Genomic DNA, 25,060 nt, shown 5'->3' with positions numbered 1-25,060 from the left:
ATATCTTAATTTGTGCGTTGCTTCATAAGCCCAGTGCTATTGAGTTGCGAACTTAATGTTAGTGGCTAGGCTTATTACAGCGCTCTCATAAAAAGGACCTCTATGCGATTGTTTGAAGGATTGAAACGCCCCGCATTAAGTATTGCTATTGCCGCTTGTTTATCTTTTCCGGCCCTTGCCGAACTCTCTATCTGTAACCGGCTTACGGTAACGGGCAATGCCGAATACCCACCTATATTGTGGCGCGACCAAAACAACCCTGGTCAGCTAACAGGCCTAGCCATAGAGCTGTTAGAACTAGCATTAATGGATACTGGTATTACAGTTGACGCTAAAGATCGCGGCGTATGGGCTCGCGCCTTACAAGAAGCAAAACATGGCGAAGTAGACATGTTAGCCGGCGCGTTTTTAACCGAAGAGCGGCAAACTTACATGGATTACATAGTACCGCAGTTTAGTGATGTACCCAGTGTGGTTTGGACAAAAAAAGGTAAAGAGTTTGATTACCAAAAATGGGAAGACTTATTAGAGCTGCGAGGCGGTACGCTAATAAATAATAGCTTTGGCCAAGACTTTGACAGCTATTCGAAAAAGAATTTGGCCATTCTTACCAGCGCCACAGCTGAACGTTCGTTCGCTATGTTATTAGCTGAGCGTTTTGATTATGTGCTGTACGAGCTTTATCAAGGCTTAGCCATTTTGGAATCGGCGGGGCTAAAAGGCCAAGTGACTCCCTTAGAAAGCCCTATTTCAGTAGAAGGGCTCTATTTTACTTTTTCAAAAAAATCAGGCTGTAATAGCGAGGCCTTGCGTCGGCATTTAAGTGAGCGGGTAGCCCAGCTATCGGAGTTTGGTACCTTTGAACGTTTGTTTGATAAACACATGCAAGAGTGGCTTAAGCAGCAGCAACACCAAGGGGTTACTCCAGAAAACTAAGAATGGTTGGATGTTTGTGAATAATGGCACAGCACTGCACGTTACTCACTACGAAACTGCTTAGGTGTTTTGCCATAGGCCTGCTTAAAGCGTTTAGCAAAATAGGCGGGGCAATTAAAGCCTACATTATGCGCGACTTCAGTAATTGGGCGGCTAGATTCAATTAACTGGTTAGCTGCTTGTTGTAAGCGGTAGTGCAACAAGTATTGATTAGGGCTGCTTTTTAACGCGCTGCTAAACAAACGATAACACTCACTTTCACTAATATTGGCGGCCTTACTCATGTCGGCTGTAGATAGACTGTCGCGATAATGCTGGTGGATAAACCCTAATAAAGCTTGAACTCTACCCTGTTGAACCGACGATACCTGCGAGCTCGCCAAAATGCTTGGCTGATTTTCGCAAAATAGCTGCCAAAACCTCATTAGGTGTAAGTTTACCGCCAGCTCATAAGTAGCGTTTTTCTGTTGGCTGGCAGCAAAGGCCTGCTCTAACTCTTTAATGGCGCGGCTTTGCCAAGGGCTATTGGCAGAGAATTTATAATAGGGTAATTCACTATTGGTTATCACCGGGTACACATAGTGCTTATATACGCGGCTATTTTTAGCGCCGCCAATTAACTGTGGGGCTAATACAAAGTTTAAAATTCGGCAATCTTGCTCGCCAATTTGAGTCATTTTGTGCAAGGTGCCAGCATTCACAAACACCGCATCGCCAACCGTTAATGGGGTACTTCCGCCGACACATTCTAGCAGTGTGCTGCCAGCAACAACTTGCACTAGTTCTATTTCATCGTGCCAATGCCAAGGTACTTCGCCGCCAATAAACTCAGAAAATCTTTCGTCATAAAATGCGCAGGGGAAATCATCGAAACCATGATGGGTTAACTCGCGGCCTTCTGCATCGGTTTGAATGTTGTAAATTTGCATTTCATAACAACTTGGGAGCTTTGTTATAGTTTAAGAGAGTATTTAGCTACTAAGCAATAGTTATTGGGAGTATCGTTCTTATAAACCACTCCAGAGCCCTGTTTGATGTTGTTACTACTTGCCATAATCTACTTAGCCTTTATCAGTTTAGGTTTACCCGACTCATTACTGGGCTCGTCTTGGCCGATTATGAGTGGCGATCTTAACTCAAATCTCGAGTTTGCTGGGGTCATCGCCATTGTTGTTAGTGCTGGCACCGTGGTCTCAAGCCTGTTATCTAGCCGAGTTACCCATTACTTTGGCACAGGCAAAGTGGTGGCGGTAAGTGTATTGATGACCGCCATTGCGCTTTATGGCTTTAGTTATGCTGATAATGTTTGGCTGCTAGTATTACTGGCAGTGCCGTTGGGCTTAGGCGCTGGCGCGGTAGATGCCGCTTTAAACAACTTTGTCGCGCTTAACTACAAAGCCAAACATATGAATTACTTACATTCCTTTTGGGGAGTAGGGGCCACCGCTGGGCCGCTAATTATGGCCATGTACTTAAGCCAACAACAGGGCTGGCGAGAGGGTTACACCACCATTTCTTACATTCAGTTTGCTTTGGTGGCCGTGCTTTTACTGGCACTCCCTTTATGGAAAAAAGCCGCCAGTGAAGCATTAAGAGCTGGTGGCGAGCCGCAAGCTTTAATCAGCAATAGCAGTGCCTTAAAGATTAAAGGTGTGAAACTACAGCTACTCACTTTTTTCTGTTATTGCTCTTTAGAGGCGGGTACCGGTTTGTGGGCGGCCAGTTACTTAATTACTGAAAAGGGCGTGAGTGCATCGGTTGCCGCATTTTGGACAGCTATGTACTTTTTAGGTATTACTCTTGGGCGTTTTTTCTGTGGTTTTATTGCCGAGCGCGTAGCAGAAGACAAACTGATTAGAGTGGGCGTAATCACTATTTTTGTAGGCGTAGTATTGTTACTTGCGCCTATTTCACCGCTAGTCTCTAAATTGGGGCTGATTCTTATTGGTTTAGGCTGCGCGCCTATTTACCCCAATATTATTCACCTCACGCCAGTGCGTTTTGGCAAACAAGCCTCACAGGCCATTATTGGTTTGTCTATGGCCTGTGCTTATGTGGGTACTACTTTAATGCCACCATTGATTGGTGTGATTGCCGGTTCAACATCGTTTATAGCGCTGCCAATAGCCTTGTCTATCTTTAGTGGTGTTATGTTATTTAGCACCGAACGGCTAAAATTGTGGCCGAAAACTAATGCATCTCAGTCTGCTGAAGCGCCAGTAAAGTAGTCTCAAAAAATTGAATAGTAACGGTAAATAAAAGTGAAAAGGTAGTGATATGAGCAATAAACACGTTGGTGATTTAGTGCTAAGCCAAAGCCAAATTCAGCAGGGCGTAAGCAAAGTAGCAGAGCAACTTAATCAAAAATACCAAGGCGATAGTGCGGTTATTATTAGCGTAGTACCGGGTGGTATATTGTTTACCGCTGATTTGGTGCGAGAGCTGAGCTTTGATATTGGCATGGATACTATCTCTTGCCCGCATACACCGGGCGACAGCAATAACAACTCCACCATTGTATTCCATCAAAATATCACGATTGAGAACCAGCATGTGATTGTGGTTGATGACGCCATCGAGTCGGGCGGCACCATGAAGCGCTTGGTGAGTTACTTAAGCGAGTCTTACTCGCTCAAATCCATCAGCATTGCCACCTTGTTTGTAAAGCCTGGGCGAGTAGATATTCCGGTAACCCAGCACTATGCCTATGAAATGCCAAACAACGACATGTTAATAGGCTACGGACTACCGTGGAATAACCTCCACCGTAATATTCCCTACCTTTCGAAGCTGATTAAATAAGTCTGTGCCTCAACCATTTTTTGATAGTCATCAGTGATATCTGATGACTCGTGGTTTGATTATCAATGACGGCGAGAAATTTAAACCAGATATTGAAATACTAACAGGCCTAAGGCTAGCGCAAAGCGCTAGAGGTAGGCCTGAATTGCGCAAGTATACTAACTCTGTTCCCTATTTTACTAAGCAAGTGAAGCGTGTTTATCTGCACTGCTTATTGTTGCTTTGTTTGCAGCGTTGTTGCGCCCACTGCATTATAGGACGCTCCATTAAGTAGTAGCTAAACGCAGCGAGTAAGCTGCTTACCGCACATACAATAAGGGATAATTCAAACCATAGCTCTACGTCGCTTATGCCGGCATACACATAATTATCCACCCACATCAAGTGGATGACCTCCATGACCAAGTAGTGCCATAGGTAAATGCCAAAGGAGATAGTGGCGATATGATTAAATAGGCGGTTATCTAATGCGCGGCTAGCTACCTTGCTAAAGTGACTTACCACTAAGGCTGCCGCAAATAACAGTGATAAAAGCGGTGCAAGATAAGCTTGGGCAGTTACAGGATTTGCTGCACCTGGAATTAGTACATACAGGCTTAAATACCCGCTAATTAACAATATGCCAATAAATAGCGCATCGCACTGCCAATGCGCACGATACTGGCGTAATTCTAACTTGGCAATAATGGCGGCAGCTAAACATCCGCATAAAAATTGCCCCATAAAGCTAGCCACATTCCAGTAAGGCAGCCACTGTTTAGCACCGCCAATTATGCCATAACGCCAACCTTTGCCTGTTGGGTCGGTCATAAATAGCTTAATAATTAAGAAATGAGCAAATTGCGTTATTACGATCAAAGCCACCACGTAAGCCAATATACGCAGGCTAGATTTAGCTTTATGGCGCAACAGGGGCCATAGCAGTAGCGGCAATAAAGCATAGCAACTTACCTCTAAACCTACCGACCACAAGGGTGCGTTAATATCGGTGGGGAAAAAGCTAATGTAATGATATGGCGCAGTAAAAGTGAGCGCTGCAGCGAACCTTGCCCATGCGTAGTCTTGTGGAGTTAATGCTTGGTTTATTATAAAACTAAGCAGTAGCACTAAATAAAATGCGGGGATAATGCGTGCCGCGCGCTTAAGTGCGTAAGAGCATAGCGAGGGCAGGGCTTGATTGCGTAAATACGCATAACAAAACGGGTAACTGAGCAGTGCACCCGAGAGCACAAAAAATATGGTTACGCCTATCTCCCCTGCGTGCAAGCCTTGCACAATGCTGTTATTGCTGTCGAGTCGCTGCACTAAGTGATGCACCAGCACAGCTAAGCAAGCGAAGGCGCGCATGCCATTGAACCCCTTCAATTTAGTCATTTATCTTCCTTAATTAATTGGACGTAAGCGACTACGCGCTTGGTAACGGCCGCTCAATTCGGCCCATAAGTGCTCACCTTCGAACCAAAAACGGGTAAATACTCCAGCTTCTTCAATGCTGTAACTAATCTCTTGCTGCGAGAAATTAGCCTTAATGGCAATCGGGTCACCGCTTATATTCAAGCTGGGATTTGCGATATATTGCAGCACGGCTTTAACCTGCGAACTGCTTACTTGCTCCTGAAAATCAATAGTAAATACTACTGTGCCGCCCCAATGGCCTTGCCATTTTCCTAAAAAACGCTCGGCGGTTTGGGTGGAAAGAGGCGATGTCGGAGCAACGCTACGAGGATCTTGTAACCATGCGCGATGGGCAATAATGCTTAGCACTAAAATAAGGCAAGCGAGGCTGGCTAGCGCTAGGGCTCGCCATGGTGGTGGTGTTGAATTTAAAGAGTTCATCATCATACTCGATGTTGAAGAAGTAGCTCTATCTTAACGCCCCTCGGCAATAACACTTTGCTTAAATTGCGATCTTTCCAGGGTTGTTAAGTTAGTTTATTTTTTTAATTAAGCTGAAATTAAATTATAAACTTTAATAATTAATTTTATAATTCATGGTCTTAATGCGAGCCACTAAATATTTAATATAGAGACAAGGTATAATCTTGTCTCTATATCTAAGGTTAAGCTATATTGTACTGCTCAGTACGCTACTCATTAGACCAAGCATTTAAATTTACTGAACCACCGCCGCCAATCAGTTCAATAGCAAATATTTGATAATTCCAATTACCTATGTAAGGGTACTTTTCGTGTTTATATTGTTGCGGATTAATCCACATTTGAAAATGTTGCCCAACATTCATTTCGCCACGGTCTCTTTGATTATAATAATCTCTTATTGCCCAATACTGCTTGAAAGTGGTTAAGCCTGCGCCATAAGCGTGTGGTTTATTTGTGCGTGTTGATACGTAATAGTCGTATTTAGCACCATCAACATTTTTGGAACCTAGCCACCTTGCGCCATTATCATTTCCACCATCATTTTGATGCTCGGGATACCATCCGTTATGTTTATCAATAATGTAATATTCAGCCATACCATCGTAGTTAGAGTTATTGCTTTTTGTCCAACCATATAAAGCGAAAACTGATTTTTGACTACTGTTGTCAGGGTTATAGTTGTCGATGCTAAAGTTAACCTTTCTCCATTGCTTGCCTGTTTGCCAGCCTCGACCCGAGACCACATTTTGAGAATTTCCTGACATCTTTATATAACTAGCAGTATAGCTGGTTGTATACAGGTAAGTGTTTGGATCACTATTCAATTCATAGTGGCTTGTGAAATACCCTTGCTCAGTATTCGGGAATCTAGCTTCCGAGTTCTGAAAGGTTTCTGCTGCTATAACGCTTGATGTTGATAAGAAAACTGTTGTTGAAAATAGTAAAGGGCTTATCCATTTTTTGGACGCGTTTAGAGCTGTAATTCTATTTATTATATTCATTGCTTTTCCATGTGTAGTTATAATGTTTAAAAGTAATCATTAAACCAAGTACTGCATGAGTGTGTTTAACTCATGTATCAAGGCTTATTAACAACACCACTTTCCGCAATATCAAATACACACGGATATTGTATGGACTGATTTATCTCGTCTGTTAAAAAGCGAAATACATTACCTTGATCATCTATGAAAGTCGAATATCAAAGGTGGACTAGATGTAATTGATAATATTACAAATTGATTTTAATTTGACACTCGAAATATAATGGTAAACCAACTGTTAATTGTGTCAAACTACGTCGTTTTACATTTTTGTTCTAAGTTCACAGATTTGTTCGTTGTTATTGCAAGTTTAAATATTTGTGACGCGCGTGGTTATTTACACCCACACGGAAAGTAAAAAAGTACCAAATATTACAACCAAAATACAAAATATAATAATGGGTGGGTTTATGATAAGATAAGATAAGATAAGATAAGATTAAATGAAATGGCTTTGGTTTATGTTTTTCTATAGCAGGTAATGAATATACTTACTGTCCAGCTCTATCTAGGTAAGATGTTTCCATCTATCAAGCTCGTTTTAGATGTTAGTTTCTTCAATAATCACTTACTATTTCCCTAAATCTTAAAAAGAAAGAGAATCTTATGACAAGCCGTGTATATGTATTAGCTCAGTTCAAGCCAAAAGCAGGAAAGGAAGCTGAGTTATTTGAGGTGCTTAAAGCCCTTGAGCCAGATTCTTATCGCGAAAAAGGCTGTATTCAGTACATGCTAACGCGACAAATTGACCACCCAAGCGCGACCAGAAACGAATACCCAATTGTATTTAACGAAGTTTGGGATAGCCCGGAATCTTGGGCTGCGCATGGTCGTAGAAAACAAGTACAACACTTTTTCGAAACACAGGTTCAGGCAGAGACAGGCTTAGTGGAGGATGCAATGGTTACCGCCTATTCCGATGAAGGCTATAACTATGATGCGCCTATTTACGAATAATAACGAGTTTAAGTAATAGTAGATGACCACAGTCATGCCCAGTTTAACTTAGGGCTTGTCGTGGCTAGCCTATTACTAGGTTTAGTTCACGGCTTATATTCCACCTAATATCTTTCGCGCCTGCTGCCTACACGAAGTGAGGATTTCATTCACTACCTTCTGGTCATCTATAGTTCTTGAAATAGCCACTGCACCAATGATCATTGATGTTAATGACAAAATATCAGCCTTGTTATTAGGTGAATTGAGTCCAGCATAATCCATAATAATTGCATTGAAATTTTGGTAGGTATTGGCATAAGTTTCTTTGGTTGAACTGTCTCTAGAAACTATATCTGTAGCTAAGAATGCAAGAGGGCAAGGTTTTTCCCCCCGCACATGCTCAATACTTAAGTAGCCGTCTAATAAGTAGCTTAGCCACTCTTTGGTAGAAGTGTTTTGCGGCTTATTTTGTGTTAGTTGACTACTGGCCGCAGAAAACGTTAACGCTTCTTTATATAGGTCTGATTTACTTTTGAAATGTGCGTAAAAAGCGCCTCTGGTGAGTGAGCAGTGCTCCATTACTTCGTTTACCGTTACAGCATCAAACCCTTTATTGGAAAACAGCGTCTTAGCACCAATGAGTATCCGAACTCTCGTTTTTTCTTTATGTGCTTTTGAAAAAGGCATGTTATCGTTCAAATCATTTTTATATGATCTTTATCATATAAAGGTACCCAGTAGAATCAAGCCTTGTTTAACTACTTAAGGAGTTACACATGGTTTACGCCATTTTTGTTCTTTTTCTGCTGACTGGACTAGTGGGATTGATTAGCGTCAAAACACGGGCATTATGTGTTAAAAATGGATTAGTATCAGCCGACTATTTTAAGCTGATGCAAGCACAAGATGTACCAGTAGAGATGATAAAAACGACGCGTTGCTTCAATAACTTGTTTGAAGTTCCTGTTCTTTTTTATGCGGTATGTTCAATTTACATTGGGCTAGGTATTGACAGTATTATAGGGCTTTTAGCGGCTTGGACATTTGTTATTGCTAGGTGTGCTCAAGCTTACATACACATCACGTATAATAAGGTAAAACATAGGCGGTTAGCCTTTGCGACATCTGTACTATGTGTAGCGACTCTTTGGTGTGATTTACTTATATTTGAAATGTAATAACGAATGCTCAAATAAGCGATACGTATGCAGTATAAGATTATAGATTTGTTTAAAAGCCGCTAATGCGGCTTTTTTGGTGTTTATACTTTTTTACTTAAGGCTGGCTGAGAGAATGAAATCCCGTCCCACCCATTTTTTATAAACTGACGAATGTTTTGATGATCTTCACCTTGAGGGGTATCCAGTACATCTTGGTAGTACTGGCCAAATAAGGCGAGAGTTTGTTGTTTACTTAAGGCTTGTAGCTGGGCAAAAGCAAACACTTTACATGAACCTGAGTTTTCTCCAGCGGCATTATTTTGTTCACCGTTGCTAAACGCGCACGGGGTAAAACTGTAGTTAGCCTCAATAATAGCCATGCTATCTTCAAAGCGAATTTGGTCTGAATCTTGGGTGAGGATTTCTATGAAACTTGTGGTATCAGCTTGTGCCATAGTGTACTTCCTGTAGCGTTTGCAAAAACTACGCACACCTTATTGGAGAAGCACAGCCTTGGTCAACAAAAATAGCGCTTATCTAGGCTCGTTTTGGATTAATAACATTGCTATCAAAATGAACCCTGCACCTGGTAAGGTTTGCCAATCTAGTTGTTCTATACCCATTAAAACGGTGAGTAAAATAACAAATAGTGGGGTTAAATAGCTGTAAGCTGCCACCTTAGTTGGCCCCAGTTTCAAGGTGCCAACTTGTAATAAGATGAAGGTAATAAGAGTGGTAAATAAGGCTAGGTAACTAATGCCCGCATATACCTTAAATGGAACATTGCTCCAATCTATTTGGCTAAAGCTGGGTAACGCTAATACTAATAACCAAACGGCACCAAACAAGATAACCCAAAAGGTCATTAGCTCTTGGCGCTCACCACGATAGCGTTTTTTCATTAAGGGGTTATACACACTTAAGCTTAAGCAACCCACCAAAAACAACAGGTCGCCACTGTTCAGCTGCAAGTTAACCAGAGCGCTAATTTGGCCGCGAAATACAATCCATAAAGCGCCTACGGTGCCTATTAATAAGCCCAGTTGGCGACGCTTACTTATGGCTTGGTGATTGATTAAGTAACTGGCGAGCGCTGTCATTGCTGGCAAGGTGGTATAAAGTGCACCAGTGTTAATGGTGCTGGTATGACGCAATGCTTCGAACATACACCAAAAAAATATCACCAAGGGAATGCTAAGTAAAGCATAGCCGAACAAGGCGCGCAGTGGTGGTAGTGCCCAGCCGTTTTTCGCTATTACATAAGGGGCGAACAATAGGGCGGCCATTAAAAAACGCAGAAACATCATCACCACTGGTGGAAGGGCATAAGTAATAGCTGCGCCCACGGGAAACGAGCTAGCCACCAATGCCACCATGATGAGCATTAAGCCGTGAGTGCCTTTGTTGGTGTTTATTAATGAGTTTGCTGGCGCTAAGTGCTGGCTGTTGATCATTGTGAATATCTCATTTAAGGAAGCTGCGCCAGTTTAATCGTAATCGTATTGACTGATAATTCCCTAAATTTGATAATAACTGTTGAGTTTAAGTTGACAGTGGTGAAACTATGGATGGATTTTCGGCAATTCCTGTGTTTGTTGCAGTGGTGGAAAGCGGAGGTTTTTCGCCTGCGGCTCGCAGTTTGGGTATTTCTAAATCGGCGGTGAGCAAGCGGGTAAACCAGTTAGAACAACACCTTGGCGTAAAGTTGCTACATCGAACGACCCGTAAACTCAGTTTAACCGAGGCGGGAAAACACTATTTTGAGCATGCTGCTAAAGCGCATAATGCCGCTAAAGATGCCGAAGATGCTGTGGCGCAGTTACAAGGGGAGCCGCAAGGCTTGCTGCGAATAAATACGCCGATGTCTTTTGGTCGTTTGCATATTGCCCCGCTAATCGCCGAGTTTTTAACGCGTTATCCCAAAATCAGCATTGATATGATGATGGACGACAAGGTCAATGATTTAGTTGCTGAGGGTTTTGATCTTGCTATTCGCGCTGGCGACTTGCCCGATTCATCGCTTATTGTACGCAAATTAGCACCGCTAAATAGCGTATTGTGCGCCTCGCCAGCCTACCTAAAATTACATGGCACCCCCACGCAAATAGAGCAGTTAAGCCAGCATAACTGCTTACAGTTTAGTTATTCGCAAGATGTGAAAGAATGGACGTTTATGCGTGACGGACAGTCACAATCAATAGAGGTAAAAGGCAATTATCGAGTTAATAACAGTGAAGCCTTGCGGGATGCCATGCTGCAGGGATTAGGCATTGGCCGTTTGCCTACCTTTGTTGCTGGGCCAGATATTAAAGCCGGCCGTTTAGTGACATTGTTAGATGAATTTAAAATGCCTAACAAAACCATTCACGCGGTATTTGCTGAACGCCAATATTTACCAGCAAAGGTGAGGGCGTTTATAGATTTTGCTGTGGAGTACTTAGCGGCAGATCAGCCTTATTGGGAGCAGGAGTAAACAATAGCTTATTGTTTATTCCTGCTTATTTATTACTCTCTTCATAAACTAACCGTCGCTGTTATCATCTGCAGTGATGGCTTTATCTAACCAAGTTTGGGCATGTTTAATTGGGCCTTGAATCCCTTTGAGTGGTGCGTCGGGGCGATCGGACTGTACCTTGGAGTGATTGTTGAGCTTAAGCAGCACTTGCTGGGCGTACGCTAAGGTTTGTTGGTCTGGCATCGGTGTTACGCCATCACGAATACACGCAATGAGCGTGCGGTGTAGGCCGCTGGTTAAAGTCCAAATGGTGTTTAGTCTAAATCCGCCAAGTTCTTTGTTACTAGCGAGTTCATCCAAAAAACGGATTAGCTCTGGAAGCAGGGCCACAGGACGTTTTTCTCTAATGCTTACAGCGGCTACATAGAGCTCTTCCGCTGAGGATTTAAGGCTGAGATAGTCAGCTAAAGTATCAGTTTCTGATAGATTACGGGCTTCAGCTTTAATGACTTGCCTCGCATGAGCGAGTTGGCCAACAGGGGCATTAGGATCAAATCTTTGTAGAATGTCGTCAAACTGGCGGCGATCGTTTTCCATTTCCGATTCCAATTCAACTATTCTTTCTTTACCTTTTTCTAGATCTTCTTTTAGGGCTTGCAGCTCTAATTCAAACTGACCAAACTTTAGCTTGGTTATGCGCTTGCGAAGTTCCGGTTGAGTGACAACATAAATAATTGCTGCCAACACCATCAGCTCCCAAAGAGAGATGTTACCTAAAAACCTGCTAATAATGTCCATGTTAAGCCTAGCTATAAACCAGAATCCTCTATTAGTAGACTGTAGCTATTCATTAACAAAAAAGAAAACAAGGTTGTTATTTAAGATCGGGCGGTGTGAGAGAGTTAGGCGATAGATAGGCTCTATATGGCTCGCCACTTAGGGTTAAGAATGGCCCAGCGTTCGTGGTCTTTCCAGCCTTTACCGCCAATGTTTAAGTAGCTTTTAGATAAGCCTTCTTTCACAAACCCTGCTTTAGCCACCAAGGATATCGAGGCTTTGTTACCGGGCTGAATATTGGCTTCTAAGCGGTGTAAATTTAACCCTTCAAAGGCGTAGTTTAGTAATAGGCGAATACCTGCTTTCATATAGCCATTGGCCTGGTGAGGGTGGAACACTTCGTAGCTAAGATAAGCCGACTGAAAATGACCCCGAATGATTGCCGAGATATTAAAAGTACCAACGATCTCGCCGGTTTCAGCTAAACACACTAATTGGCGGTGTTCCTCTTCCAAATAAGCGCGTACGTTTTTAGGCGGGTAGCTCCAAGGGCGATGAAAAATCTCGCTGTTTTGGTAACACTCGCTGAGTTCCTCTAAATCAGCGCGCTCTGGCTGCCTTAAATATACGTTCAATGTTCTTGCCTTTTTTACACCTAGCTTGTTGAAAAAACGATGAAAGCTTCATTATCTTAGCTGATGTTTTGGGTTTAAACATTACTGATACATCTCTTTTTTGAAGAAATAAGCGTGCAGTCTATTTATTGATAAGTGCATAGTAAAGACAGGTAAACTGTATACTTAAACTCAACAGTATCTTTACTATTTTCCGTATTATCACCAAATATGAAACAGATTAAGCTAAACAGGAATTGATTAACCTTCTTTAGCTTATGGAGCCACCATGGAACTGTTTACTGCCATACAACAACGCCGCGCCGTTAAACACTTTGATACAAATGCAGCAATGGAGCCGCAACACTTCACCCAAATGATGGAGGCGGTGCTATTGTCTCCTACCTCTTACAACATTCAGCATTGGCGCTTTGTTCGAATTAGCGATGTCGGTATGCGAGAGCAAGTTAAGCAAGCTGCTTGGGGGCAAGCGCAAGTGAGTGAGGCGGCTGAGCTGATTATACTGTGTGCCGATACTCAAGCTTGGGCGAATAGCCCAGAGCGTTATTGGTCTGCTGTTGATGCTAAAACCCAAAGCTTGCTGGTGGGAATGTTAGGTAACTTTTACCAAGGTAAAGTAGAGTTGCAACGCGATGAAGCGATGCGCTCTTGCGGCATGGCAGCACAAACGTTAATGCTAGCGGCGAAGGGTTTGGGTTACGACAGTTGCCCAATGATTGGCTTTGATGCTGAGCAACTGGCCGAGCTGATAAAGCTTCCATCAGACCATGTCATCGGCATGATTATCGCGGTAGGAAAAGCGGCTAAACCTGCCGGTATTCGTGGAGGTCAATTGGGTTTAAGCGACGTACTCATGGTAAATAGCTTTAGATAATGGCGAGTTTTTAACTAAGCCAATGCTAGCGGTTGGCGTAATGCTTACGTTTATTAGGTCGTACGTTTTAAATGACAGTTTTGTCGCGACTACTTCCTGCTTCATTGGCAATCAAATGTGTTTGCTTCGCTTCCCCACCCAGAGAGTTAGCGAATAGGTCAGGCTTAAGCATATGGTAAAGGTTTTTTTCTTAAAGCTTGCGAAGGTTAGAGTGCCTATTTTTAGAACATGTTCAGTTTAATTTATTCACTCCAAAACGACAAATTCAAATTCGCACTAAAAGGCTGTTATTCTCCTTATTTTATCTTTAACTCTCTTTCACTTTGGATATTCGTCAGTAGAATAATTTGTACTATACAGGCAGACGCACTGTTACTAATTTTGCTTAAGGTGGCGATCTTGTTATCGGTTATTTCAGCATAAATATACAAATTGAAAAGGATATAGATGATGCTACTTCGTGAATTTGGTACTACTGGCCTGCAAACTTCTGCTATTGGTTATGGGGCCGGAGCTATTGGTGCTACAGAGGTAAGTGAAGATCAGGCCGAAGCCGTACTTAATGGTGCTTTAGATTTAGGGATAAACCTTATAGATACAGCCAGAGGTTACGGTTTATCTGAAGAGCGAATAGGTAAGTACATTAGTCATCGTCGAGAGGATTATGTTCTCTCTACCAAAGTGGGTTATGGTGTAGAAGGTCATCAAGACTGGACTTACAGTTGCATTGTTGCTGGGGTAGAACGAGCATTAACACTAATGAAAACCGATGTGCTTGATATCGTTCATTTGCACAGTTGTCCTGCAGCAGTATTAAAAGATGGCAGCGTTATTGATGCCTTGGATGAACTTAAACATCAACAGAAAATAAGAGTAAAAGCTTACTCCGGTGAGAATGATGACTTGTCGTTTGCTGTTCATTTAAATCGTTTCGACAGTATCATGGCATCCCTTAATTTTTGTGACCAACGCATCATTGATAATCAACTACCCCGCGCGAAAGAAAGAGGGATGGGAATGATAGCGAAAAGACCTATTGCCAATGCGCCTTGGCGTTTTAGTGAGCGTCCTACAGGTCACTATGCTGAAGCGTATTGGGCAAGAATGCACGCTATGGCGATTGATTTTGGCATGTCCGAATTAGAGATGGCTATTCGCTTTAGCGTATTCACCTATGGGGTTGATACCGCCATCATTGGTAGTATTAACTTAGAGCACATTGCGGCTAACATAGGGCAAGTTAACGCAGGCCCACTTGAACAAGAGTTATTGACCACCATTCGCGGGCGTTTTCAAGCTTGTGACCAAAACTGGCAAGGGCAGCTGTAGTGCTGAACCACCTAACGCTTTTAACTTTAGCTTGATGCTAAATCAAGCCACAGCCTCTATTTTTAGTAAATAGAGGCTGTGGTATTTTAGTATGTCTCACGGCTTTCACATTAACCCTTTATTGCTAGTTAGGCTTTGAATAAAAAGACATGTTTTTAGTTAGCGTAGAGCTAGCAATACTATCTCTTTGTTGGCTTTTAACATCGTACTCAAGCTGATGATTACATCTTTAAGTATTCGAAACACTTAGTCATTTATGGCATTTCTCTCTTGTTTTATTGCGTTAACAATATCCGCGTTCACTGTTGCTCCACGGGTTGAGTCATTCCAAATCTATATCAATGTTTTTTGACTGACTTTAGTCACTTAAAACCTGTTTCTTACACTGTGTCTTATGAAATTGTTGGTTTTTTATGCTTTGTCGTGGTAGCTAGTTAGCCTACATATGATAATTTTATATTTATTTTGGATTTTTATCCTTTTTTGGGGGTGGGGTCATGTATCCTATTAATAATCATCTTTTCAAGGAATAAAAGAATTATGCGTAGATATGTTTTCACGCTAGTTGCCTCTGTTATCACCGCCTCGCTGACTGGGTGCGGTGGCTCGGATAGCAGCCCATCAGGTAATACATCCACACTATCAGGGAAGGTTATTGATGGTTACATTTCTGGAGCCACAGTTTTTCTAGATGTAAATTTTAATGGAGAGCTAGACGAGAATGAGCCAAGTGCTGTAACAGATGAAAATGGTGAGTTTGACCTGCTACTAAATGAAACCTTAACTGAGTGTTCTTTATACGTTCCTACCGTAACCCATGTACCTGTAGGAGCCATCGACTCAGATAGTCCAGATACCCCCATAGCCGAAGCCTATACGATGATATCGCCCCCGCCATTTGCCATGGGAACAGATGAAGAGCTGCTAAACCTTACGCCTCTCTCTAGCATTGTTTGGGAGTCTGTTGAGAAAGAACTAGCAAGAGATGGGGAGCAACTAAGTTGTCAAAGTGTCATTGCCGATCTGGCCTTACGTGAGAAAATCACCGATCGATTAGAGCAACAAGAGTTCCGAACGGCCCAGCGTTACAACATCACCATTGACGAGCTATATGGTGACTATATTGAGTCTGGTAATACTGAGCTACACGAACTAGCTCAAGCTTTAGTTCCCGGTTTACAGGCATCATATGCTGAAACTTTAGTGTTAGAGGAAAACAACCCTGAAGCTGACTATGTCTTTGTTGAGTATTTCATTGGCTTGAGTGACAATTTTCAGCGTTATGATGACAGTTGGTATCGCCGAGAGTTTGTACAAGCGTCAACGGGTAATTGGGCAAGTAGAACTAACCAAGTGTCAGATGATTTGTCAGAAATACTTGCTGTTGTTGAGCAATACTCTCAGCGTACAAAATTAAGTGATAGCGTAGAGTATGCTGAAGATTTTTATTTAACGCGTAGTAATGAATGGACGCTAGAGGTTCCAAGTTATTATTGCGGAGTATCAGAAACTTATACTCAGATAGCAGACTTGGCATATGGGGTTGCTAACTCTGCAAACTCTCCGGTTTATGAATCATCTTGGGAAAGCTGTTTGGCATTTGAACGCTTGGGCAATACCACTCAAAGCCTAATTACAAAAGTATTTAGTGATAACGGAAATACATTGCTGACCGAGTCTTACCATTCATTTGATTCCGAAAATCCATCCGGCATGGAGCATTTAATCGGTCTTGGAGACGATATTGATGATTTAGATGGTTCAGAGCTTAATCAATTAAATTATATCGATACTGCTTTTGAAAATACTGATGCGTATGGAGCAGCGGGTTGGCGCCGTGTGAAGAACGTATATACCTCGTCAGATCTAGAGCAAACACAGCAGACACAAACAGTGCATGTGCACACCAATACGGATGATTATACCGTTTATGTATACAATCCAGACGGAACCAGCACTATGCAATGCGGGCTGTGGTCTACCCAAGAATTGGAAGATTGCACGCCTGATAAATAAGGTTATGTACTGGTATTGTTTTGCCTTTATGGTTTTACTTTAGCTATCAAGCAAATAGCCTTTCATTAATCGATGAAAGGCTATTTTTAAGCCGCCACTTTTCCTCCAGTAGTGGCCCAGCCTAACGACGAATCTAGCATAAACCTTCCCTTGGTTTAACGAGCGAACTTATTGGTAACCTGAGTTTTTAGGGGGCACCTAACACTTGTTTAAGCATTTGTCGTTCGCCCTCTGTGATTTGGGTTTTGTTTAAAAATGGCATGTCTTTAGTTTCTGTTGCGCGGGCCACAATTCGTTGTTTCCACCTTTCAACATCTTGCCATGAATCCAACATTACCCCACCTTGTGCTGCGGTAAACATGTCATCGGTGGTAGCGCGGCTGTGACAACTGGCACAGCGTTGATTGATTATGGTCATTAATTGCTGTTGCTCTGTATTTAGTCTGGTTTGCATATCTTCGGCCAACGACACCAATTTAGCTTGGCTGCCACTCCAGCTCAAAAACACCGCCAGTAACAGTAAACCTGCAGCGCCGCTGACAATAATGCTGGGTTTGTGAACGCCTTGATGTTTTAAGTTAAAGAAGTGGCGGATCCAAGCACTTAAACCAATTAAGGCACACAGTATTAACCAGCTGTGGCTATGTTGGTAAATCATTGGGTAATGATTGCTAATCATCAGAAAAATCACCGGCAGGGTGAGGTAGTTATTGTGCACCGATCGGCGTTTAGCTTCTAAACCCGGTGCGGGGTCTACGGTTTCGCCTGCGCTAACTTGTGCCACCATTTGTTTTTGGCCAGGAATAATTTTAATCCAAACGTTGGCTACCATAATGGTGCCAATTAACGCACCCATATGAATAAATGCCCCGCGGCCGCTAAATACTTGGGTAAAGCCATAACAAAATAGCGCGCCAATGATTACCAAGCTCAAGCTAAGCAGCAGAGGTTTGTTGGCAACGGGCGAACGTAATAGCCCTTCGTATAGGGCAAAGCCTAAAGTAATACCGCCCACTCCTAAGGCAATGGCTTGAGTGGTGCTTAATGCCATTATTTGTGGGTCGATTAAGTAGGCGTCGGCCCGTAAATAATAAATCCAAAACAGCAGCAAGGTGCCGCTTATCCAAGTGCTATAGGCTTCCCATTTAAACCAATGCAGTTTCTCGGGCATTTTCTCTGGGCCGACTTGGTACTTGGCAACTTCGTAAAAGCCTCCGCCATGCACTGCCCATAAGTCGCCTTTAATGCCTTTTTGTTTTTTCCAATCTGGCGGTGTTTTTAGGTTGTTGTCTAACCAAACAAAATAAAAGCTCGCGCCTATCCAGGCGATGCCTGCAATAACATGAAACCATTTAATAAATAGTGCTAACCATTCATACAGCTGTGGCCACATAGTGTTGTCCTTTTTTATAAACTTGCTTACCTGCTACATAGGTGGCGTTAATCATGCGGTCGTCACCTAAGGTGTTAATGGCAAATAACTGTTCACTTAAACTGCGCGCTTTATTTAAGCGCTGGCTAAGCATTGGCGTGGACTGCATATCAAGTTCAACAAAGTCCGCTTCGCTGCCCATATTTAAATTGCCTACTTGGGTGTCTATGCCCATAGCAACGGCTGCGCCTTGAGTACACAAATACAAGGAATCGAAAGGGCTTAGGCTGGTTTGTTGTAACTGGCATACCTTGTAGGCATCGGCTTGATTAGCAAACATGCTAAGGCTAGTACCACCGCCAACATCGCTGGCGAGGGCGACCGAGACCCCGTTGGCTTGGGCACGTTGGTAGTTAAATAATCCGCTGCCTAAAAACAGGTTTGATGAAGGGCAAAAATTGATGGTAGCGCCAGATGCCGCTAAGGCAATGTATTCCCTGTCGGTGAGATGGATACCATGACCAAATAGAGACTTTTCTCTAACTAAATCATGGGCTTCATACACTGCCAAGTAGTCGGAGTAATCAGGGAATAGCTCGTTAATCCATTGCACTTCGTTAGGGTTTTCAGACAAGTGAGTTTGAATAAATGTGTCTGGATGTTCATTGGCTAATTGGCCAGCCTTAGCCAGTTGAGCTTCACTAGAAGTGGGCGCAAATCGTGGAGTAATGGCGTACAACTGACGACCATTTTTATGCCACTGCTCAATCAATTGTTTGCTCTCGTAATAGCCACTATCTGGAGTATCTTGCAGCGCCGCGGGGCAGTTTCTGTCCATTAATACTTTGCCGCAAATCATGCGCGCGTTATGACTTTGTGCTGCCTCAAAAAAGCTAGTGACGGATTGCGGATGAACCGTGGCATATACGCTGGCAGTGGTGGTGCCATGAGCAAATAGTTGCTGTAAGAAAAACTCAGCTTGGCCGCGGGCGTATGCGGCCTCAATAAACTGTTGTTCTGCAGGAAAGGTGTAGGTATTTAGCCAATCTAATAGTTGCTTGCCAAAACTGGCAATCACTTCAACTTGGGGATAATGCACATGGCTATCAATTAAGCCCGGAATGATTAAGCCTTGATGCTCAACAATGGGTAATTGCGCTAGCGGTGTAGTCTCTGCTTGAAAGAAGTCTTTAGCGTCACCAAGGTGAGCAATAAGACCGTGCTTAACCACTAATACGCCATCTTCCCAGTATTGATAATGCTCACTGGGATTTAGGCTGGTTTTAGGAAAATGCAATATGCTGCCGCGATGAATTTGTCGCGTCATATTAGCTGCCTCGATAGGTTGAGTAGCTAAAGCCACTTAATATCAGGGGAATGTGGTAATGGGCTTGGCTTTCTTCGCTGTTAAACACCACATCGGCTAAGGGAAAGAAGCACTGTTTAAAGTGTTCATTACAGTAGTCTTCGGTGATAAAACGCAGGCAGTAACAATCGGCGTCTAACTGTAATTCGGCAAAGCTAAAGCGGCCATCTTGATTAGTGACGCCTTTAGCTAAACTCTGGGTTTCGCCAAATCGAAAAATTTCTACGGGAATGCCAGCCGCAGGCTGGCCACAACTGGTATCTAGTACATGGCAGCTCAATGTGCTCAAAATAAGTTCTCCATTCTAATAAGGCTGATTTGCTGCTGTTGCTCGGCAGCAGTGATTAATTCCTGTTGGCGACTTTGGCCATAACGTTGCTGTAATAAGTGCACCATTTGTTCGGCTGACTTACCGCTAGCGCACACGATGAAAATGAAGCCGTAGCGGCGTAGGTAATCTTGATTTAGTTTAAGTAGCGCGTTTAGGGTAGTTTGTTGAGCATCGGCCACTTGGGCTTGTTCAGCTTGGCTTAAGTTTTTGCCTTGGCTGTATTTTTTTTGCAGGCTGCTTAAATCACCAATCATCGGGTGACCAGCAAAGGCCTCTAACCAGTCCTGCTCAGTTAGCTGACTAAAGGCTTGAATGGCCATTTGGTAGCAATGCTCGGGTGATTGAAAAGGGCGCAGACTGGCCAGCTGTTGCTGCCACGTTTTACTGGTGCAAATGCTGGCCATTTCGCTAATAAACTGGCTAAGCGGCAAGTTGTTTAACTCACTTAGCGTTTGTTGCACTTGGTTATTGCTCATTGCTTTCTCCGGCCAGTTGTTTGCGCAGAGAGTTAACCGTTTGCCACTGTTGTTTATGTTGGTTTCTTTTAGTGTTGTTTAAGACTGGCTGATCAGCGTTTGAGTGATCGTTATGCAATAGGCTGATCAGCTGGGCACTCACCGACACGGCCACTTGCATTGGTAATTTGCCTTTCACTTCAGGTAAGCCAATAGGGCAAACCAATTGTTCACTAAGCTCTGGCTTAGCGAGTTTTTCTGCTAGTCGGTATTTAAATCGCTGAGCTTTGGTGGCCGAACCAATCACGCCTACAAAGTGTAAATCTTGGCGCTTTAGTGCGGCCAAGCTCAGTTCAAAATCTAAACTATGGTCTTGGCTTAAAATCAGCACATTACTGGCTGGTTTTAGTTCGCTAATGGTTTGCACTGGCTCTGGATGATAGTGGGTGTTCACACCTAATTTGGCGATTGAGTCCAACCAGTCTTGTCGATTATCAATCACCTCTAGGCTAAACGGCAGTTGTGACAGTATTTGGCACAGTGCATGGCTAACATGGCCTGCGCCATAAATGGTGATATGTGCTTGTTTAACCGCGAAATATTCAAACAGTACTTGCACCGCGCCACCGCAACATTGGGCTAAATCGGCCGCTAATGAAAAACGCTCTATTTGAGTACCGTTTTGGCCGTGTCGCAGATGATCACGGGCGTGCTTGATCACCTGATATTCTAGATTTCCACCACCTAGGGTATCGAATTGCTGCTGTTGGCTAATCACCATTTTTGCACCATTCGCTCGCGGAGTAGAACCCGCTTCAGCAATAACCGTCGCAATGCAATAAGCCTGCTGTTGCTCTTTTAAGTAGCAACAGGCATCTAGCCAATTGTGAGGCTGTAAACTCTGATTCCAGTTATGCATCTTGCGCCTCCAAGAAATCAAATTGGCGTTGGCAGGCCATAAGTATTCGCTCGCCAGTGGCGGGAGCATTTAACTGCGGTGCGAGGCGGTGTTGGCTAATCGAGGCAACCGCATCATAAATGGCGCACCAGGCGCTAATGGCTAACATAAAGGGGGGTTCGCCCACCGCCTTTGAGCGGTAGATGCTGTGCTCGGGGTTCATTTGGTCAAACAAACTAATGTTCATTTGTTTAGGGTAATTGCCAATAGTGGGAATTTTATAGTTAGCTGGGCTTTGACTTAGCAGGCGACCTTGCTCATTCCACACTAATTCTTCAGTGGTTAGCCAACCTACACCTTGAATAAACGCGCCTTCAATTTGGCCAATATCAATGGCAGGATTAAGGCTAGCGCCCACATCATGCAGAATATCGACTCGGTCTAGGCTCATTTCTCCGGTAAGAGTATCTATGCTTACTTCGCTGCAAGCAGCGCCTAAGGAAAAGTAGTAAAACGGTCGGCCTTCGGCTTGCTCACGGTTGTACCAAATCTTTGGTGTTTTATAGAAGCCTATGGCAGAAAGTGACACCCGATGCATGTACGCTTGCTGCACCAGTTCACCCCAGCTAATAGTGTTTTCACCTAAGGTAACTTGGCCATTTTCAAATTGAATGTGCTCTTCGCTGACTTGGTAGTGGCTTTGCGCAAAATCTAACAAGCGTTGCTTAATGTCTGCGGCAGCTAAATGTGCAGCCATGCCGTTTAGGTCACTGCCCGAAGACGCTGCGGTAGGCGAGGTATTCGGCACTTTGTCGGTACGCGTGGATGTGATGAGCACGTAGTCAAAAGGAATACCAAGAGTTTGCGCCACAATTTGCTGCACCTTGGTATGTAAACCTTGGCCCATTTCAGTACCGCCATGGTTTAGCTGAACACTGCCGTCGGTATACACGTTAATAAATGCACCCGCTTGGTTAAGGTGTTTGGCAGTAAAAGAAATGCCAAACTTAACTGGGCTTAGCGCCAGCCCTTTTTTAATGGTGGGATTACTGTGGTTCCATTGGTTTATTTGTTGGCGCCGCTTACGGTAGTCGGCATTTTGTTCAAGTTGTTTGAGCAAGTTACACATATCTTGGTGCTGCTCAACGGGCATGCCGTAATGGGTGGTGGCATTGCCTGCGTGGTAAAGGTTTTTGTAGCGAACATCTAAGGCGTCTTGGCCAGTAGCAATGGCAATGTCTTGCATGGCTTGCTCGATAAGCATCATGCCTTGAGGGCCACCAAAACCACGAAAGGCTGTGTGCGATACGGTATCGGTTTTAAGGCGATTACCCACTACTTCTGCCTGACTTAGGCTGTAGGCGTTGTCACTATGGAACATCGCTCGGTCAACAATGGCGTCAGACAAATCTGGCGAGTGACCACATAGCCCGTTTACTTCTAGCTTGGCACTTTCAATCACACCATCACGGCTTACACCTAGTTGATAGCGATTGTAAAAGGGATGGCGTTTACCGGTTACCGCCATATCTACACTGCGTGGTAAACGAATTTTTACTGGCTTACCGGTTTGCCAAGCCGCGAGGCTAGCCAAGCATGCCCATTGGGCGGCTTGGGTTTCTTTGCCGCCAAAGCCGCCACCCATGCGGCGCATATCTACCGTGACTCGATGAAAGGCAATATTGAGCACTTCGGCAATCAGTTTTTGTACTTCGCTAGGATGCTGTGAAGAGGTATACAGTAAAATGCCGTCTTCGCTTGGCATCGCTAGGCTTACTTGCCCTTCTAAATAGAAGTGCTCTTGCCCGCCGATGTGTTGCTCGCCGCTGAGCACAAGTTCGCTTTGCTTAAGTGTGTCTTGGCTTACCGCTTTGCCCATTCGATGAGCAGGGCGAACAAAGGGAGTTGGGTTGCTGGCTTGTTTAGCTTGCGCAGCGTTTAATATAGGCTCTGCTTGTTGCTGATATTGCACTACATCTTGGCTAGCTTGCGCTGCAACTTGCCAGGCTCGCTGGTGGCTATGGCAGAGTACTAGCGCAATCGGTTGCTGGTGATAGCGAATCTCCTGCTCACTGAGCAAGGGGTCACCTGGGAATATTGGCCCAATATCTTGATGACCGGGAATATCGTCGCAGCGAATAACCGCCACTACGTCTGGATTGTCACTGAGTGAGTCAAGTTGCTGCTCACTCACACAACCTTTGGCTATTTGGCTGGTAATAACAGCAGCGTGTAAACACCCTGCGGGCAGGTTTTGGTCGTCTACAAATAGTGCCTCGCCAGCCACTTGTTTCGCTGCACTTTCGTGAGGAACAGATTGACCTACAATCTCGCTAACATCTACTTGATGTAATTGCTGAGTCGTTAGTTTACGCATGGGCTGCTAACCTCGTTGGCAATTGGTGGCAGTACAAATAGAAGCGCTTGAGCAAGTTTTGCACTAGCATCACTCGATAAGCAGCGCTGGCTCTTACATCGTCAATCGGCTTGATAAATTGCGGCACCAACGCTTGTAGTTGTTTAAGCTTTTGGGGGGTAAAGGTTTCGCCTAGCAAACAGTTTTCTAGCTCAGTTAAGCGCACTGACTTTGCGGCTACGCCACCGGCAGAAATCACGCAGTGGCTTACCAGCTTATTGCTGTCGTATTTGAGCGCGACGGCTAATACCACCGTGGCAATATCATCTTCATAGCGCTTACTGACTTTGTAGATTTGATGCTGAATGTCGGGATCTAAATCGGGCAAGTGAATTGCGCTAATCCATTGCTCTGACTTTAAGCGCGTTTCACGGTAACCTGTGATGTAATCTTCTGGAGCATATAGTTCGGTGCTGTGGCCATCATCTAATTCAATTTTTCCGTTCAAACTGATTAACAGCGGTGCTATATCGCCAATGGGTGAGGCGTTACCCAAACTGCCGCCTAAGGTGGCGCGGTGGCGGATGGTGATACTGCCTAATCGTGCAAAAATCTCATCGGTAGTGGGGTAGTGTTGCTGCATAAAAGCATGAACGTCACTTAAGGGTACGGCGGCGCCTATCCGCCAGCCACCGTCAAGTCGTTCAATTTTGCATAACTCTGGTAGGGCGGTGAGATCGATGATCTTGGGAATGCGCTGATGCAGTTGAGTAACTTCTAAAGCTAAATCTGTGCCGCCGCCAATCCATTTAGCGTCGGGGTGTTGCTGGCGAATTTCGGCAAGCTCTTGGCGGTTATTAGGTTGCCAATAGTTCACACTATCTAATGGTTCGCATTTGCCCATCCAGTGCTTTACTGTGTCTTCATTTTGTTGGATATGGTCATTAGTGGCGGGCGCTGTCGCAACTTGTTGGGCAGCCTCTATTAGCGGGCCATAGCCGGTGCAGCGACACAGGTTGCCAGCAAGGTAGTCTTCGGGATGTTCAGGTTGTTGCTTTTGGCGTGATAAGGCATACAAAGACATTACGAAGCCTGGAGTACAAAATCCGCATTGGCTGCCGTGTTTATCTACTACTGCTTGTTGAACCGGGTGTAATTGCTGGCCTTGCTTTAAATACTCTACAGTGATGATTTGTTTGCCATGCAAAGAATGTAGCGGAGTGATACAGCTATTAATTTGCTGGTAGCGTAATGTTCCTTGGTTATTTGCGCTCACCATTACCACGGTACATGCTCCACAATCACCGCTGGCGCAGCCTTCTTTGGTGCCGACTAAGCTGCGTTGTTCACGCAAAAAATTCAGCAGCATGGTGTCTGCCGCTTGCTGACTGAGCGCTATCGCTTGGTCGTTAATCATTAGCTGCAACATACTGCT

At 43.9% G+C, this 25,060-nt stretch carries 25 protein-coding genes; 9 read left to right on the top strand and 16 right to left on the bottom strand.

All coding sequences use genetic code 11. From position 1 onward, the window contains the following. Window positions 1–102: 102 nt before the first annotated feature. On the top strand, window positions 103–936 hold the full coding sequence (locus Q4592_RS16875) for an ABC transporter substrate-binding protein (RefSeq protein WP_303515341.1): 834 nt from the start codon (window positions 103–105) through the stop codon (window positions 934–936). A 41-nt stretch (window positions 937–977) separates the two neighbouring features. Here Q4592_RS16875 and Q4592_RS16870 read toward each other — a convergent pair whose 3' ends face one another. Beyond that, entirely contained in the window at window positions 978–1,865 is an 888-nt protein-coding gene (locus Q4592_RS16870; RefSeq protein ID WP_303515340.1) for an AraC family transcriptional regulator, read from the bottom strand. A 105-nt stretch (window positions 1,866–1,970) separates the two neighbouring features. On the opposite strand from Q4592_RS16870, the gene Q4592_RS16865 reads away from it, so the two are divergent. Together Q4592_RS16865 and Q4592_RS16860 are read left to right on the top strand one after the other, a co-directional pair. Continuing rightward, window positions 1,971–3,164 carry a sugar MFS transporter gene (locus tag Q4592_RS16865; RefSeq protein WP_303515339.1) on the top strand — a complete coding sequence of 398 codons (1,194 nt, stop codon included), beginning with the start codon at window positions 1,971–1,973 and terminating at the stop codon, window positions 3,162–3,164. Window positions 3,165–3,213: 49 nt separating this feature from the next. Continuing rightward, window positions 3,214–3,738 (top strand): phosphoribosyltransferase, encoded by a 525-nt coding sequence (locus Q4592_RS16860; protein ID WP_303515337.1) that lies wholly within the window; start codon window positions 3,214–3,216, stop codon window positions 3,736–3,738. Between the two features lie 198 nt (window positions 3,739–3,936). On the opposite strand, the gene Q4592_RS16855 is transcribed toward Q4592_RS16860, so the two are convergent. The 3 genes from Q4592_RS16855 to Q4592_RS16845 form a co-directional block, all read right to left on the bottom strand. Next, complete coding sequence (locus Q4592_RS16855; RefSeq protein WP_303515334.1) at window positions 3,937–5,112, bottom strand: acyltransferase; 1,176 nt, start codon at window positions 5,110–5,112, stop codon at window positions 3,937–3,939. 9 nt (window positions 5,113–5,121) lie between these two features. Continuing rightward, a complete protein-coding gene (locus tag Q4592_RS16850) occupies window positions 5,122–5,580 on the bottom strand; it encodes a hypothetical protein (RefSeq protein WP_303515332.1) in 459 nt (152 codons plus the stop codon). Between the two features lie 245 nt (window positions 5,581–5,825). After that, entirely contained in the window at window positions 5,826–6,620 is a 795-nt protein-coding gene (locus Q4592_RS16845; RefSeq protein ID WP_303515330.1) for a glycoside hydrolase family 11 protein, read from the bottom strand. Window positions 6,621–7,268: 648 nt separating this feature from the next. On the opposite strand from Q4592_RS16845, the gene Q4592_RS16840 reads away from it, so the two are divergent. Continuing rightward, complete coding sequence (locus Q4592_RS16840) at window positions 7,269–7,619, top strand: putative quinol monooxygenase (protein WP_137675152.1); 351 nt, start codon at window positions 7,269–7,271, stop codon at window positions 7,617–7,619. Window positions 7,620–7,712: 93 nt separating this feature from the next. Here the strand turns inward: Q4592_RS16840 and Q4592_RS16835 are convergent, their stop codons facing one another. Beyond that, window positions 7,713–8,288: a TetR/AcrR family transcriptional regulator gene (locus Q4592_RS16835; protein ID WP_303515328.1), complete on the bottom strand. Its 576-nt coding sequence runs from the start codon at window positions 8,286–8,288 to the stop codon at window positions 7,713–7,715. Window positions 8,289–8,377: 89 nt separating this feature from the next. Between Q4592_RS16835 and Q4592_RS16830 the strand changes: the two genes are divergently transcribed. Continuing rightward, a complete protein-coding gene (locus tag Q4592_RS16830) occupies window positions 8,378–8,779 on the top strand; it encodes an MAPEG family protein (RefSeq protein WP_303515325.1) in 402 nt (133 codons plus the stop codon). An 83-nt stretch (window positions 8,780–8,862) separates the two neighbouring features. On the opposite strand, the gene Q4592_RS16825 is transcribed toward Q4592_RS16830, so the two are convergent. Beyond that, window positions 8,863–9,216 (bottom strand): HopJ type III effector protein, encoded by a 354-nt coding sequence (locus Q4592_RS16825; protein ID WP_303515323.1) that lies wholly within the window; start codon window positions 9,214–9,216, stop codon window positions 8,863–8,865. A 78-nt stretch (window positions 9,217–9,294) separates the two neighbouring features. Next, window positions 9,295–10,215 (bottom strand): DMT family transporter, encoded by a 921-nt coding sequence (locus tag Q4592_RS16820; RefSeq protein WP_303515320.1) that lies wholly within the window; start codon window positions 10,213–10,215, stop codon window positions 9,295–9,297. Window positions 10,216–10,325: 110 nt separating this feature from the next. Here Q4592_RS16820 and Q4592_RS16815 point away from each other — a divergent pair, with 110 nt between their 5' ends. Then, window positions 10,326–11,234 (top strand): LysR family transcriptional regulator, encoded by a 909-nt coding sequence (locus tag Q4592_RS16815; protein ID WP_303515318.1) that lies wholly within the window; start codon window positions 10,326–10,328, stop codon window positions 11,232–11,234. Window positions 11,235–11,282: 48 nt separating this feature from the next. Here Q4592_RS16815 and Q4592_RS16810 read toward each other — a convergent pair whose 3' ends face one another. Both Q4592_RS16810 and Q4592_RS16805 read right to left on the bottom strand, forming a co-directional pair. Next, complete coding sequence (locus tag Q4592_RS16810) at window positions 11,283–12,014, bottom strand: hypothetical protein (RefSeq protein WP_303515315.1); 732 nt, start codon at window positions 12,012–12,014, stop codon at window positions 11,283–11,285. Between the two features lie 122 nt (window positions 12,015–12,136). Next, window positions 12,137–12,628, bottom strand: coding sequence for a GNAT family N-acetyltransferase (locus tag Q4592_RS16805; protein WP_303515314.1), 492 nt, complete (start codon window positions 12,626–12,628; stop codon window positions 12,137–12,139). A 268-nt stretch (window positions 12,629–12,896) separates the two neighbouring features. Here Q4592_RS16805 and Q4592_RS16800 point away from each other — a divergent pair, with 268 nt between their 5' ends. The 3 genes from Q4592_RS16800 to Q4592_RS16790 all read left to right on the top strand — a co-directional run bounded on the left by Q4592_RS16800 (window position 12,897) and on the right by Q4592_RS16790 (window position 16,847). Beyond that, window positions 12,897–13,502, top strand: a complete 606-nt coding sequence (locus tag Q4592_RS16800; RefSeq protein ID WP_303515310.1) for a nitroreductase family protein — start codon at window positions 12,897–12,899, stop codon at window positions 13,500–13,502. A 447-nt stretch (window positions 13,503–13,949) separates the two neighbouring features. Next, complete coding sequence (locus Q4592_RS16795) at window positions 13,950–14,831, top strand: aldo/keto reductase (protein ID WP_303515309.1); 882 nt, start codon at window positions 13,950–13,952, stop codon at window positions 14,829–14,831. Window positions 14,832–15,371: 540 nt separating this feature from the next. Next, on the top strand, window positions 15,372–16,847 hold the full coding sequence (locus Q4592_RS16790; protein ID WP_303515308.1) for a hypothetical protein: 1,476 nt from the start codon (window positions 15,372–15,374) through the stop codon (window positions 16,845–16,847). A gap of 187 nt (window positions 16,848–17,034) precedes the next feature. Here the strand turns inward: Q4592_RS16790 and Q4592_RS16785 are convergent, their stop codons facing one another. From Q4592_RS16785 to xdhA, 7 genes are read right to left on the bottom strand one after another with little or no spacing between them, the layout of a single operon-like run. Further along, window positions 17,035–18,240 carry a urate hydroxylase PuuD gene (locus Q4592_RS16785; protein WP_303515306.1) on the bottom strand — a complete coding sequence of 402 codons (1,206 nt, stop codon included), beginning with the start codon at window positions 18,238–18,240 and terminating at the stop codon, window positions 17,035–17,037. Further along, window positions 18,221–19,546: a guanine deaminase gene (guaD, locus tag Q4592_RS16780; RefSeq protein ID WP_303515304.1), complete on the bottom strand. Its 1,326-nt coding sequence runs from the start codon at window positions 19,544–19,546 to the stop codon at window positions 18,221–18,223. The genes Q4592_RS16785 and guaD overlap by 20 nt, the downstream gene beginning before the upstream one ends. Window position 19,547: 1 nt before the next feature. Next, the gene (gene uraH, locus Q4592_RS16775) at window positions 19,548–19,874 is read right to left on the bottom strand and encodes a hydroxyisourate hydrolase (protein WP_303515302.1); all 327 of its coding nucleotides are present in this window, start codon (window positions 19,872–19,874) and stop codon (window positions 19,548–19,550) included. Then, window positions 19,871–20,392 (bottom strand): 2-oxo-4-hydroxy-4-carboxy-5-ureidoimidazoline decarboxylase, encoded by a 522-nt coding sequence (gene uraD / locus Q4592_RS16770; protein WP_303515300.1) that lies wholly within the window; start codon window positions 20,390–20,392, stop codon window positions 19,871–19,873. The genes uraH and uraD overlap by 4 nt, the downstream gene beginning before the upstream one ends. Further along, entirely contained in the window at window positions 20,382–21,290 is a 909-nt protein-coding gene (gene xdhC / locus Q4592_RS16765; protein WP_303515298.1) for a xanthine dehydrogenase accessory protein XdhC, read from the bottom strand. The genes uraD and xdhC overlap by 11 nt, the downstream gene beginning before the upstream one ends. Next, a complete protein-coding gene (xdhB, locus tag Q4592_RS16760; protein ID WP_303515296.1) occupies window positions 21,283–23,646 on the bottom strand; it encodes a xanthine dehydrogenase molybdopterin binding subunit in 2,364 nt (787 codons plus the stop codon). The genes xdhC and xdhB overlap by 8 nt, the downstream gene beginning before the upstream one ends. After that, window positions 23,639–25,054, bottom strand: coding sequence for a xanthine dehydrogenase small subunit (gene xdhA, locus Q4592_RS16755; protein WP_303515293.1), 1,416 nt, complete (start codon window positions 25,052–25,054; stop codon window positions 23,639–23,641). Before xdhA ends, xdhB begins: the two co-directional genes overlap by 8 nt. Between the last annotated feature and the right edge of the window lie 6 nt (window positions 25,055–25,060).

Origin of the sequence: Agarivorans sp. 1_MG-2023 (assembly GCF_030548385.1) — a bacterium.
GTDB lineage: Bacteria > Pseudomonadota > Gammaproteobacteria > Enterobacterales > Celerinatantimonadaceae > Agarivorans.
The sequence above is the reverse complement of the archived record's forward strand: the minus strand, read 5'-3'. Positions and strand labels throughout refer to the sequence as shown.